Here is a 13850-nt window from a genome sequence, read left to right as displayed (position 1 = left end):
AGCCGCCTGTGCTGGAGGTTCAGTCTAGGAGGGGTACGAGAGGGTGGGGCAACCGGGCGGTCGGACTTTGTACGCCATCGGAATGGCCCGACATCCCGATGGTGGACCTGCAGTTTGTCGTTTCCCTCAACTTGACGTACGCCGACGGGAAACGGTTGCTCAATGATCCCTTACAGCTGGGTCACGATCGACCACCCGGGTGCCCTGAGGTGACGGCCGCGTCCCGTTCGCCTACCCTTCAGACTCCCCCCGGATCAGGGCGAGCACGCCATCCAGCTCATCAGGCTTCACAAGAACGTCACGAGCCTTCGAACCCTCGCTCGGTCCGACGATGTTACGGGACTCCATGAGGTCCATCAGCCGGCCGGCCTTGGCGAAGCCGACGCGCAGCTTGCGCTGGAGCATGGACGTCGAGCCGAACTGGGTGGAGACGACCAGCTCGGCCGCCTGGCACAGCAGGTCGAGGTCGTCGCCGATGTCCTCGTCGATCTCCTTCTTCTGCTTGGCCCCCACGGTGACGTCGTCCCGGAAGACGGGCGCCATCTGGTCCTTGCAGTGCCGGACGACGGCCGCGACCTCCTCCTCGGTCACGAACGCGCCCTGCATACGGGTCGGTTTGTTCGCGCCCATCGGCAGGAACAGCCCGTCGCCCTTGCCGATCAGCTTCTCGGCGCCGGGCTGGTCGAGGATGACCCGCGAGTCCGCCAGCGAGGAGGTGGCGAACGCCAGCCGGGACGGCACGTTCGCCTTGATCAGACCGGTGACGACGTCGACGGAGGGCCGCTGGGTGGCGAGCACGAGGTGGATGCCGGCCGCCCGCGCGAGCTGGGTGATGCGCACGATGGCGTCCTCGACGTCGCGCGGGGCGACCATCATCAGGTCGGCCAGCTCGTCGACGATCACCAGCAGGTACGGGTACGGCTGAAGCTCCCGCTCGCTGCCTTCGGGCGGCTTGACCTTGCCCTCGCGCACCGCGCGGTTGAAGTCGTCGATGTGCCGGTAGCCGTAGGCGGCCAGATCGTCGTAGCGCAGGTCCATCTCGCGGACGACCCACTGCAGCGCCTCGGCGGCCCGTTTGGGGTTGGTGATGATCGGCGTGATCAGGTGCGGGATGCCCTCGTACGCCGTCAGCTCCACGCGCTTGGGGTCGACGAGGATCATCCGGACGTCCTCCGGGGTCGCCCGCATCATGACCGAGGTGATCAGACAGTTGATGCAGGACGACTTGCCGGAGCCGGTGGCGCCGGCGACCAGCATGTGCGGCATCTTCGCCAGCGAGTCCATGACGTAGCCGCCCTCGACGTCCTTGCCGAAGGCGACCAGCATCGGGTCGTCGTCCTCGGCGGACTCCGCGAGCCGCAGTACGTCTCCGAGGTTGACCATCTCCCGGTCGGTGTTCGGGATCTCGATGCCGACCGCGGACTTGCCGGGGATCGGGCTGATGATCCGCACGTCCGGGCTGGCGACGGCGTACGCGATGTTCTTGGTCAGTGCGGTGACCCGCTCGACCTTCACGGCCGGACCGAGTTCCACGACATAGCGGGTGACCGTCGGGCCGCGGGTGAAGCCGGTGACGGCGGCGTCCACCTTGAACTCCGTGAAGACCTTCCGCAGCGCTTCGACTATGGCGTCGTTGGCCGCGCTGCGCGCCTTGCCGGGGCCGCCGCGGGTGAGCAGGTCGAGTGAGGGCAGGGAGTAGGTGATGTCGCCGGAGAGCTGGAGCTGCTCCGCGCGGGGCGGCAGGTCGCGGGGTTCGCGGGGCGGCTCCTTGGTCATGTCCAGGACGCCCGCCGGGGGCTTCTCCTGCTTCTGCCTGTCCGCCTTCGGCTTCTCCTGATGCGGGCGGGCGGCCGGAACCGGCGTCGGCGTCGTCGGCTCACGGTCGCCGGTGCTCACGCCCTGGGTCAGGTCGGCGACGATCGGCGAGGGCGGCATGCCGTGCAGCACGGCACCGTCGAGGGCGGCGGCCGCGGCGGCGGCCACGTCCACCGCGTCCATCGGCCGGTCCATGTCGGGCTGCGGCACCGCCGACCTGCGGGGCCGGGAACGGCGCCGGGACAGTGCCTCCGGCTCCGCGCCGTCCGGGTCGTACTCCTCGGGGGCCGGCCGTCGTCGGCGGTGGCTCGCGGGCAGCGCCTCGCGCCACTGATCGTCGTAGCGCGCGTCGTCCTCGCTGAACTCCTCGGGCTCGGCCTCGTGGACGAGTCCGAGCCGTACGCCGAGCAGCCGCAGGCGCTGCGGGATGGCGTTGACCGGGGTGGCCGTGACGACCAGCAGACCGAAGACGGTGAGCAGCACCAGCAGCGGCACGGCGAGGACGTCGGTCATGGTGGACGACAGCGGTGTGGCCGCGGCCCACCCGATCAGGCCGCCGGCGTCCCTTATGGCGTGCATGCCGTCGCTGCGGGCGGGCGACCCGCACCCGATGTGGATCTGCCCGAGCACGCCGATGACGAGCGCGGACAGACCGATGACGATCCGTCCGTTGGCCTCGGGCTTCTCCGGGTGCCGGATGAACCGTACGGCGATGACGGCGACCAGGATCGGCACCAGCAGGTCGAGCCGGCCGAAGGCGCCGGTGACCAGGATCTCCACGAGGTCGCCGACGGGACCCTTGAGGTCGGCCCAGGTACCGGCGGCGACGATCAGGGCGATGCCGAGCAGGAGCAGCGCGAGGCCGTCCTTGCGGTGTGCCGGGTCGAGGTTCCTGGCACCCTGCCCTATGCCGCGGAAGACCGCGCCGACGGCGTGCGCGAGGCCCAGCCACAGGGCGCGCACGAGCCGGTACACGCCACTGGTGGGGTTGGGTGCCGGTGCGGGGGCCGGCTTCTTGGCCGCGGCCTTCTTCGCCGGAGCCTTCTTCGCCGGGGCCTTCTTGGCAGCGGCCTTCTTCGCCGGAGCCTTCGCGGAAGCGGCCGCCTTCTTCGCGGGCGGCTTCTTGGCTGCGGAGGGACGTGAGGCCATGGGTGTGAGGTTACCGGTGGAGACGGCCGGTGACACGCGTGGCGGATGCTTCACCCGTTCGTGTCGCTCTCGGCGAGGCGCGAAGCTGACGCGGGGAGCCCGGGGGGACGGACAGTTGACGCCCCCTCAGGTCCGGTCCGCGGCCGGGGGCCGGTCAAGGCCCCTGCGGGCGGGATCAGTTCTGCGAGGGCACCGACGACGCGCTGCCGGTTCCCGGCTCCAGGGCGTCCAGCGCCCGCCGCAACCCCGTGAGCTTGCGCTCCAGGTGGGCCGCCGTGGCCACCGCGGCCGCGTCGGTCGACTCGTCGTTGAGCTGCTTGGTCAGCGCCTCGGCCTGCTCCTCGACGGCCGCGAGCCGCGCCGAGAGCTCGGCGAGCAGTCCCGCCGACTCCTTGGCCTCACCGGCCTCCTTCTCGCCGCCCTCCAGCTGGAGCCGCAGCAGCGACGCCTGCTCCCTCAGCTGGCAGTTCTTCATGTACAGCTCGACGAAGACCGAAACCTTCGCACGCAGCACCCACGGATCGAACGGCTTGGAGATGTAGTCCACCGCTCCCGCCGCGTACCCGCGGAAGGTGTGGTGCGGGCCGTGGTTGATCGCGGTGAGGAAGATGATCGGGATGTCCCGGGTCCGCTCCCGCCGCTTGATGTGCGCGGCCGTCTCGAAACCGTCCATGCCCGGCATCTGGACATCCAGCAGAATGACCGCGAAATCATCCGTGAGCAGTGCCTTGAGCGCCTCTTCCCCGGACGATGCCCGCACCAGCGTCTGATCGAGCGCCGAGAGGATCGCCTCCAGCGCCAGCAGATTCTCCGGCCGGTCATCGACCAGGAGGATCTTGGCCTTCTGCACCATGGCCCGCCCTCCTCGCCCCGGCTTGGGGCCTCCCCTGTCCGCAGGACCTGGGGATGTACCTGTGGGTACCGCCCCAGGGGACGACTCCCTTGCGCCGCCCGTCCTTGTGCCGGTCATCGTAGCCGCACCCCGCCTGTCGCCACACCCTGTCACCGCGATGTCACTGTGCACGTAGCAGAAACGCGGCGGGAGACCAGAAGGTTCCCCGAATCCCGTACTTCTACACGACTTCGCGCGCACCGCCTCAGCAACTCCGGGTGAACACCGAAGCTTCCCGTCACATTCGCGCGCCCTCCAGGCGCCGGTCTCACTCCCCCCGCATCCACTGCTCCATCACCGACAGCAGATGATCGGGGTCGACCGGCTTGGTCACGTAGTCGGAGGCGCCCGACTCGATCGCCTTCTCCCGGTCGCCCTTCATCGCCTTCGCGGTGAGGGCGATGATCGGGAGTCCGGCGAACTGCGGCATCCGGCGGATCGCCGTGGTCGTGGCGTACCCGTCCATCTCGGGCATCATGATGTCCATCAGCACGACCGCCACGTCGTCGTGCTGCTCCAGCACCTCGATGCCCTCCCGGCCGTTCTCCGCGTACAGCACGGACAGGCCGTGCTGCTCGAGGACGCTGGTGAGCGCGAAGACGTTGCGGATGTCGTCGTCGACGATCAGCACCTTCTGCCCGCCGAAGCGGATACCGCGGCGCGTCGTGCGGGGCGCCGGCTCCTGTTCCGCCTCGGGCCACTGCTCCGGCTCGACGGCGGGCCGCTGCTCGAGCGAGACCCTGCGACGGCGCCGGAACAGCGCGGCCGGGCCGTTCTGGGTGTCCCGGTACGACTTCACCTCGGACGGCGTCTCCGCCTGCGGTGCGGACAGCTCCGCCGACGCCACCAGGTCCCCGGCGTCCAGCGGCGTCATGGGCTGGGCGTAGCCGTGCGGCGGCAGCTCGCTCGGGTGCAGCGGCAGGTACAGCGTGAACGTCGAGCCGCGGCCCGGCTCGCTCTGCGCGTGGATCTCACCGCCGAGCAGCTGGGCGATCTCCCGCGAGATGGACAGTCCGAGGCCCGTGCCGCCGTACTTGCGGCTGGTGGTGCCGTCGGCCTGCTTGAACGCCTCGAAGATCACCCGCATCTTGCCGGCCGCGATGCCGATGCCCGTGTCGCTCACGGAGAACGCGATCAGGTCCGCGTCCGGGTCGGTCAGCGAGCCGGTCTCCAGCAGCTGCTCCCGGATGGCCTGCGGGACGTCGTCCCGGGCGGGCCGGATGACCAGCTCCACCGATCCGGAGTCGGTGAACTTCACCGCGTTGGACAGCAGGTTCCGCAGCACCTGCAGCAGCCGCTGCTCGTCGGTGTGCAGCGTGGCGGGCAGCTCCGGCGAGATGCGTACGGACAGGTCCAGGCCCTTCTCCGCGGTCAGCGGCCGGAAGGTGGCCTCCACGTAGTCCACCAGCTGGACGAGCGCGATGCGCGTCGGGGAGACGTCCATCTTGCCCGCCTCGACCTTCGACAGGTCCAGGATGTCGTTGATGAGCTGAAGCAGGTCGGACCCGGCGCCGTGGATGGTCTCGGCGAACTCGACCTGCTTCGGGGACAGGTTCGCGTCGGCGTTGTCGGCGAGCAACTTGGCCAGGATCAGCAGCGAGTTCAGCGGCGTGCGCAGCTCGTGCGACATGTTGGCCAGGAACTCGCTCTTGTAGCGCATGGACACGGCGAGCTGCTCGGCGCGCTCCTCCAGGACCTGCCGCGCCTCCTCGATCTCGGTGTTCTTCACCTCGATGTCGCGGTTCTGGCGGGCCAGCAGCTCGGCCTTCTCCTCCAGTTCGGCGTTGGACGCCTGAAGCGCCTTCTGCCGCTGCTCCAACTCCGCCGAACGCTCCCGAAGTTGCTCGGTCAGCTCCTGGGACTGCGCCAGCAGCCGCTCGGTCTTGGTGTTGACCGAAATCGTGTTGACGCTCGTCGCGATCATTTCGGCGATCTGGTTGAGGAAGTCCTTCTGGATCGCCGTGAAGGGCGTGAACGACGCCAGCTCGATGACGCCGAGCACCTTCCCCTCGAACACCACCGGGAGCACGATCACCTGGGCCGGCGGTGCCTCCCCGAGCCCCGAGGAGATCTTCAGATAGCCGCTGGGCGCGTTTTCGACCAGGATCGTGCGCTTCTCCATGGCGGCCGTCCCGACGAGCCCCTCACCGGGCTGGAACGACGTCGGCATGGACCCCATGGAGTAGCCGTACGAGCCGAGCATGCGCAGCTCGAACTGGTCGTCGTCCGCCGCGTTCAGGTCCTCGCCGTCGACCAGCGGCATCGCCAGGAAGAACGCGCCGTGCTGCGCGGACACCACCGGCGTCAGCTCGCTCATGATCAACGAGGCCACGTCGTCCAGGTCGCGGCGGCCCTGCATCAGCGCGGAGATCCGGGCGAGATTGCCCTTGAGCCAGTCCTGCTCCTTGTTGGCGATCGTGGTGTCGCGCAGGTTGGCGATCATCTTGTTGATGTAGTCCTGGAGTTCCTGGATCTCCCCGGACGCGTCCACGTCGATCTTCAGGTTCAGGTCACCGCGGGTCACCGCGGTCGCCACCCGCGCGATGGCACGCACCTGCCGGGTGAGATTCCCGGCCATCTCGTTCACCGACTCGGTCAGGTCCCGCCAGGTCCCGTCGACGTCGCGCACGCGGGCCTGGCCGCCCAGCTGGCCCTCGGTGCCGACCTCGCGGGCCACCCGGGTGACCTCCTCGGCGAACGAGGACAGCTGGTCCACCATCGTGTTGATGGTCGTCTTCAGCTCGAGGATCTCACCGCGCGCGTCGATGTCGATCTTCTTCGTGAGGTCACCCTTGGCGATGGCCGTCGTGACCATGGCGATGTTGCGCACCTGACCGGTCAGGTTGGACGCCATCTGGTTCACCGACTCGGTGAGGTCCTTCCACGTGCCGGCCACGCCCGGCACATGCGCCTGACCGCCCAGGATGCCGTCCGTGCCCACCTCGCGGGCCACCTTGGTGACCTGCTCGGCGAACGCGCTCAGCGTCTTCACCATGATGTTGATGGTGTCGGCGAGCTGCGCCACCTCACCGCGCGCCTCGATGCTGACCTGCCGGGTCAGGTCGCCGTTGGCGACGGCCGCGGAGACCTGGGAGATGTTCCGCACCTGCGTGGTCAGGTTCTTCGCCATCAGGTTGACGTTGTCGCTCAGGTCCTTCCAGATGCCCGTGACCCCCGGCACGTGCGCCTGGCCACCCAGGATGCCCTCGGTGCCCACCTCCCGGGCCACCCGGGTCACCTGCTCGGCAAACGACGACAGCTGGTCCACCATCGTGTTGACGGTGGTGACCAGCTCGAGGATCTCGCCCTTGGCGTCGACCGTGATCTTCTTCGACAGGTCGCCCTTGGCCACCGCGGTGGTGACCTCGGCGATGTTGCGCACCTGGAGGGTCAGGTTGTTCGCCATGCCGTTCACGGACTGCGTGAGGTCCTTCCAGGTGCCGGAGACACCCTGCACCTCGGCCTGCCCTCCGAGGATGCCCTCCGTACCCACCTCACGGGCCACCCGGGTGACCTCTTCGGCGAACGACGACAGCTGGTCCACCATCGTGTTCAGCGTGTTCTTCAGCTCGAGGATCTCCCCGCGCGCGTCCACGGTGATCTTCTGCGACAGGTCACCCCGCGCCACCGCCGTCGCCACCTGCGCGATGTTGCGCACCTGCCCGGTCAGATTGGACGCCATGCCGTTCACGGAGTCCGTCAGATCCCGCCACACACCGGCGACCCCGGGCACCTGCGCCTGACCGCCCAGCCGGCCCTCGGTACCCACCTCACGGGCCACCCGCGTCACCTGGTCGGCGAAGCTCGACAGCTGGTCCACCATCGTGTTGATGGTGTTCTTCAGCTCGAGGATCTCCCCGCGCGCGTCGACATCGATCTTCTGCGACAGGTCACCCCGCGCGACGGCCGTCGTGACCTGCGCGATGTTGCGCACCTGCCCGGTCAGGTTCGACGCCATCGAGTTGACGGAGTCGGTGAGCTCCTTCCAGGTGCCCGACACGCCGTCCACGCGCGCCTGACCGCCCAGCCGGCCCTCCGTCCCCACGTCCCGGGCCATCCGCGTGACCTGGTCGGCGAAGCTCGACAACTGGTCCACCATCGTGTTCACGGTGTTCTTCAGCTGGAGCATCTCGCCGGAGACGTCCACCGTGACCTTCTGCGACAGGTCGCCGTTGGCGACCGCCGTCGTCACCTGGGCGATGTTCCTCACCTGTCCGGTGAGGTTGCGGAACGCGGTGTTGACGGAGTCCGTCAGGTCCTTCCACGTCCCCGCCGCACCCGGCACCTGCGCCTGGCCGCCCAGCTCACCCTCGACGCCGATCTCGCGCGCCACCCGCGTGACCTCGGCACCGAAGGCGGACAGCTGGTCGACCATCGTGTTGACGGTGTTCTTCAGCTCCAGCATCTCGCCGGCCACGTCCACGGTGACCTTCTGCGACAGGTCGCCGTTGGCGACCGCCGTCGTCACCGCCGCGATGTCCCGCACCTGAGTGGTCAGGTTCCGGAACACCGTGTTGACGGAATCCGTCAGGTCCTTCCACGTCCCCGCCGCACCCGGCACATTCGCCTGACCGCCCAGCCGTCCCTCGGCCCCGACCTCGTTGGCGACCCGCGTGACCTCGTCGGCGAAGATCCGCAGCGTCTCGGTCATCTGGTTGATCGTCTCGGCGAGCTGGGCGACCTCACCGCGCGCCGGAACCGTCACCTTCCGCGACAGATCACCGTTGGCGACCGCGGTCGTCACCTCGGCGATCCCGCGCACCTGGGCGGTGAGATTGCCGGCCATGGTGTTGACGGAGTCGGTGAGCTCCTTCCACACGCCGTCCACCCCGGGTACCTGCGCCTGCCCGCCCAGAGCGCCCTCGGTGCCCACCTCGCGCGCCACCCGGGTCACCTCGGAGGAGAACGCGGAGAGCTGGTCCACCATCGTGTTGACGGTGTTCTTCAGCTCGAGCATCTCGCCCTCGACATGCACGGTGACCTTGCGCGACAGATCGCCGCTCGCGACGGCCGTCGTCACCAGCGCGATGTCCCGCACCTGCGCCGTCAGCCGCTCCGCCATCGTGTTGACGGAGTCCGTCAGGTCCTTCCACGAACCGGACATGCCACGCACCTGGGCCTGTCCGCCCAGCTTGCCCTCGGTGCCCACCTCGCTGGCCACCCGGGTGACCTCGTCGGTGAAGGTCGACAACTGGTCGACCAGGTTGTTCACGGTCCGCGCGACCTTGAGGAACTCACCCCGCAGCGGATGCCCGGCCCCCTCGGGCGCCGCCTGCGTCCGCAGCTCCATGCGCGGCGACAGATCGCCCTCGGCCACCGCCGACAGCACCCGGCTGACCTCGGAGACCGGCCGTACGAGGTCGTCGACCAGCGCGTTCGAGTTGTCGATCGCGGTCGCCCAGGAGCCCTCGGAGGCTCCCGTCTCCAGCCGCTCCGTGAGCTTTCCCTCCCGGCCGACCATGCGGCGCACCCGCGCCAGCTCGCCCGTCAGGTGGAGATTGCGGTCGGCCACCTCGTTGAAGACCGCCGCGATCTCCGACATCACGCCGTCGCCGGACACCGTGAGCCGCTTGCGGAAGTTGCCGTCCCGCATCGACACCAGCGCCCCCAGGAGACGGTTCAGGGCCGCCGTGTCCACCGTCGTGGTTCCGCCCCGCCCCTTTCCCGGCTTGCTCAGGGACTGTCCGCCTTTCGCGCGCGTCGTCTTCGTGCCCCGCGTCGCTGCGCCAGACTCCACTGTGTCCCTCCCGCAGGGGTCGACCGTTACCGCTGTGCTCGGGCGCACCACCAGGGGGCGTCCCGCTACTACTGTGCTTTTTCCGTACTACCGCGATGTACTGCCCGACGTTCCAAGGTGCCGCCAGGGGGCTGCTGCCCACCCGGCGCGGAAGACACACGGCCTGCCCGGACCTTCACTACAACCCTGCCCAGTGTTTCACCCCCGCCGAACCAGGCCATAACAGTTCGGCAGCTTCGCACATCGTCCGCACACCCGCCGGATGGCGAACACCTCCGGACGGAAACACAGCAGACCGGCATCCGCTCGGACCGCGAAGGTAAGTAACCTTGCATCCGGCTGTCCAGCCACGCCGGTCCGTCCGGCCTGGGCGGTGGCAGGAGACGAGCGGGCATCGGAGGGGCGGCCGCACACATGACCACCGGACTGATCCCGGGGGAACAGCCCCCGGACCCACGGCCGACTGACGGCCTGCCGCACCAGCGGCACGAGCCGGTCGGCCAGGGAGCCATGCCCGTCGAGAACCGGTCGAGGAGTTCTGTGATCACCGCGCGCGCGGCCGCCAGCTTCGAGCCCCTGGGGCGATCGGTCGCCAGTGCCCGCTCGTTCGTCCGCGACACCCTGCAGGGCTGGGGCTTCGGCGACATCGTCGACGACGCCGTGGTACTCACCAGCGAACTGGTGACCAACGCCGTGGTGCACGCCGGCACCGCCGCGGATCTGCTCTGCCTGCGCAGCGACGAAGGCGTCCGGATCGAGGTGGCCGACCGGTATCCGGAACGGGAGATCCCCCTTCAGGGCTCGCCGATCGACATGGGCAGCCCCGACCGCGAGGGCGGCCGAGGACTCCAGCTGTGCGCCGCCCTGGCGGGCCACTGGGGTGTGGACTACACACCCACCCACAAGACCGTCTGGTTCCAGCTCCACCTTCCCGAGCGCGCGGTCGGCACCCGCGCCGCCGGCCCTGCCCTGCCGGCCCACCTGCTCCCCCTCGCCGACACCCGGGTCCGCGTCGCCGTCGTACAGATCGACCGCACCGGCTCCATCAGCGCCTGGAACGAGGACGCGGAGGAACTGTTCGGCTATACCGCCGAGCAGGTCACCGGCAAGCCGCTCACGGACCTCGCGGCCTGGCCGCACACCCCGGGCACCGGCACCGGCATCGCCGACGCCCTCCAGCTCTCCCGCTGGGAGGGCAGCTACGGCATCAGGGGATCCCACGGCCGAGTGATCCCCGTGTACGCCTCCCACCTGCGGGTCCGCGACACCGACGGGGAACCGTCAACCGTCTGTCTGCTCGTGCGGGACCACGAACGGGCGGTTCTGCAGAGCCCGCTGCGCGGCCCGTCGACCGACACGTCCGGCGCCTCCGACGGCCAGAGCACCGACCCGTTCGAGGTCTTCATCGGCTCCCCCGCGCCGGACGACCTCGACGGCCTGCTCCAGCGCACCGTGGAACGCGCCCGCGACATGCTCGACGGCGACTCCGCGTTCCTGCTCCTCGCCACCGACGACGAGACCGAACTGGAGGTCCGCGCCTCCACCGGCCTTCCCTCGGCCCGACAGCGCTTCGCCCGCGTCCCCGTCGAGGCCGGCCCCGGCCGCTACGGCTCCGCCCGCATGCCGGCCGTCCACGACGATCTCACCGCCGTCTCCGGCGCGGTCCCCCTCCTCAACGGCACCGGCATGCGCTCGGTCGTCACCGTCCCGCTGAAGGTCGAGGGCCGTCTCACCGGCTCCCTCGGCGTCGCCGCCGAGGCGCCCGGAAGGTACTCGAACGAGGAGGCGCTGCGCCTGCAGTTCGCGGCGGACCGCATCGCGCTCGCGGTGGAGTCCGCCCGCCTGGGCGAGCTGGAGCGTCTGCGCCGCGGTTCGCTCAGCTTCCTCGTCGAGGCCTCCGACCTGCTGGCCGGCACCCTGGACCGGGACCAGACCCTGGCTCTGATGGCCCAGATGACCGTCCCCACCCTCGCCACCTGGTGCGCCGTCTACACGATCGCCGACCAGGCCTCCGAGCCGTACCTCTCCTACGTGCTCCATGAGGACGAGGAGCTGATCGACGGCATCAAGTCCCTGCTGTCGAAGATCCCGCCGCCCGATCCGGTCCCGACTCCGGGCGCCCGTGTCTGGTCGGCCCCCGCGGAGGTCGCCCACCAGGCGGCGCTGCGCACGTCCATGCGCAGCCTCGGCCTCAGCGGCGGCCCGACCCGGCACGTCACCACGGGCATCGGCCCCACCCTCGCCACGGCCTCCGCGCTCGGCGGCGAGACGGTGGTCCTCCCCCTGGTCGCCCGCAACCGCGTCATCGGCATGCTGACGCTCGGCAAGCCGAGCGACGAGCACTTCCGCCAGGAAATCCTGGAGCTCGCCGAGGACCTCTCCCGGCGGGCCGCCCTGGCCCTGGACAACGCCCGCCTGTACTCCGAGCGCACGGCCATCAGCCAGTCCCTCCAGCGCAGCCTCCTGCCGCCCGAGCTGCCGACGATCGACGGCGTCGAGGTCGAGGTGATCTACCGCGCCGCCGGTGAGGGCAACGAGGTCGGCGGCGACTTCTACGACCTCTTCCCGATCAGCGACGGCGCCTACGGCTTCGCCATCGGCGACGTCTGCGGTACGGGCCCGAACGCGGCGGCCGTCACCGGCCTCGCCCGGCATGCGCTCCGCCTGCTCGCACGCGAGGGTCTCAGCGGCCCGGCGGTCCTCGAGCGTCTCAACTCAGCGATCCTCGACGAGGGCGCCCGCAGCCGCTTCCTCACCCTCCTGTACGGCGAGATGCGCCCGCAGGAGGACGGCAGCGCGGAACTGAAGGTGGTCTGCGCGGGCCATCCCCTCCCGCTGCGGCTCCGCCAGGACGGCACGGTCGAACCGGCCGCCGAACCGCAGCCCCTCCTCGGCGTCCTGGAAGACCTCGAGCTGTACGAGCAGACCGTCACCCTCGACCCCGGCGATGTCCTTCTGTGTGTCACCGACGGCGTCACCGAACGCCGCGAGGGTTCCAGGATGCTGGGCGACGACGGCCTCGCCGAGGTCCTGACGACCTGCACGGGACTCACGGCCGGGGCAGTCGCGGCGCGCATCATGCGCGCGGTGGAGCGCTTCGCGACTGACGCCCCGTCCGACGACATGGCCATCCTCGCCATGCGTGTCCCGGGCCTGCACAAAGACTAGGGAGCGCCCCGCCGACGGCGTGGAGAAACATGGAGAAGGCCCCGCCCGAATGGGCGGGGCCTTTCTCTCGGAGCCCCCAAACGGAATCGAACCGTTGACCTTCTCCTTACCATGGAGACGCTCTACCGACTGAGCTATAGGGGCCTGTCGCCTCGTTCGAGGTTTCCCTCGCGGCAACGGAATAGATCATACCCCGAACAGCACGGTGCTCATAACCGCGCTCAGAGGGCCGGCTGCAGCAGCCCGCCCAGCGCGTTGCACGCGGACGCGATCCGCTGCATCTCCCTCTTCGTCAGCGTGCCGTCCACGGGAAGCGCGAGCGCCTCGTCCGCGGCCCTCTCGGTCTCGGGCAGGGACACGTACTGCCGAAAATCAGGCAGCCGGTGCACGGGGGTCTTCACCGGTACCCGGCACTCAACGCCCTTGGCCCGTATGGCCCGTGCGAAGGCGTCCCGATCGGGCCGTCCGTTGCCCGGTACCCGCACGACGTACTGCTGGTAGGTGTGCCCGACCCCGCCCTCAGGTGTTCGCACACCCCTCAGCCTGGTGTCGAGGAACGCCGCCCGCTCCCGCCGCCGGGCTATCTCGTCGTGCGGCGCCTCAGGCTCCCCGTGCTCCAGCACCAGCAGCCCGTGCCGTCGGCCGAGCGCGTGCAGCGGCCCGACATCGGCGGGCCGGCCGAAGCGGTGCACGACAACGACGCCCGCCGTTCGCGGAGTTACGGCCGCCTCCACCGCGGCCGGCTCCAGACAGTACGTCGACGGATCTATGTCGGCGAACACCGGCATCGCCCCTGCCGCCGCCACGGCCTCGGCAACTTCCACGTTGCCGAAGGCAGGTACGACGACCTCGTCACCCGCGCCGATACCGGCAGCCCTGAGCAGTGCAGCAGTACCCATGGGAGGGATGTTGGTTGCGCAACGTGAACTTCAAGTGACGCAGAACAAAAAAGGGTTGGACCCTGAACCGAAGTTCGGGGTCCAACCCTTTGAATAATTGTTCGGCGGCGTCCTACTCTCCCACAGGGTCCCCCCTGCAGTACCATCGGCGCTGTAAGGCTTAGCTTCCGGGTTCGGAATGTAACCGGGC

At 69.6% G+C, this 13850-nt stretch carries 5 protein-coding genes, 1 tRNA gene and 1 rRNA gene; 1 reads left to right on the top strand and 6 read right to left on the bottom strand.

Annotated elements, in window-relative coordinates; translation table 11 throughout:
• Positions 1-231: 231 nt before the first annotated feature.
• From ACZ44S_RS12110 to ACZ44S_RS12100, 3 genes are all read right to left on the bottom strand, one after another.
• On the bottom strand, positions 232-2964 hold the full coding sequence (locus tag ACZ44S_RS12110; RefSeq protein WP_466927507.1) for a DNA translocase FtsK: 2733 nt from the start codon (positions 2962-2964) through the stop codon (positions 232-234).
• A 175-nt stretch (positions 2965-3139) separates the two neighbouring features.
• Complete coding sequence (locus ACZ44S_RS12105) at positions 3140-3817, bottom strand: response regulator (RefSeq protein WP_466927505.1); 678 nt, start codon at positions 3815-3817, stop codon at positions 3140-3142.
• Between the two features lie 307 nt (positions 3818-4124).
• Complete coding sequence (locus ACZ44S_RS12100; protein WP_466927502.1) at positions 4125-9593, bottom strand: HAMP domain-containing protein; 5469 nt, start codon at positions 9591-9593, stop codon at positions 4125-4127.
• A gap of 414 nt (positions 9594-10007) precedes the next feature.
• Here ACZ44S_RS12100 and ACZ44S_RS12095 point away from each other — a divergent pair, with 414 nt between their 5' ends.
• Positions 10008-12761 carry a SpoIIE family protein phosphatase gene (locus ACZ44S_RS12095; RefSeq protein ID WP_466927500.1) on the top strand — a complete coding sequence of 918 codons (2754 nt, stop codon included), beginning with the start codon at positions 10008-10010 and terminating at the stop codon, positions 12759-12761.
• 71 nt (positions 12762-12832) lie between these two features.
• Here the strand turns inward: ACZ44S_RS12095 and ACZ44S_RS12090 are convergent.
• From ACZ44S_RS12090 to rrf, 3 genes are all read right to left on the bottom strand, one after another.
• Positions 12833-12905: transfer RNA gene (locus tag ACZ44S_RS12090), tRNA-Thr, on the bottom strand.
• Between the two features lie 77 nt (positions 12906-12982).
• A complete protein-coding gene (locus tag ACZ44S_RS12085; protein ID WP_466928067.1) occupies positions 12983-13645 on the bottom strand; it encodes a DegT/DnrJ/EryC1/StrS family aminotransferase in 663 nt (220 codons plus the stop codon).
• Between the two features lie 114 nt (positions 13646-13759).
• Positions 13760-13850, bottom strand: a 5S ribosomal RNA gene (rrf, locus tag ACZ44S_RS12080); the annotation flags it as partial.

The sequence above is a fragment of the Streptomyces malachitofuscus genome (assembly GCF_055571035.1).
Note: the sequence above shows the minus strand (reverse complement) of the source record. Positions and strands in the feature narration are given on the sequence as shown.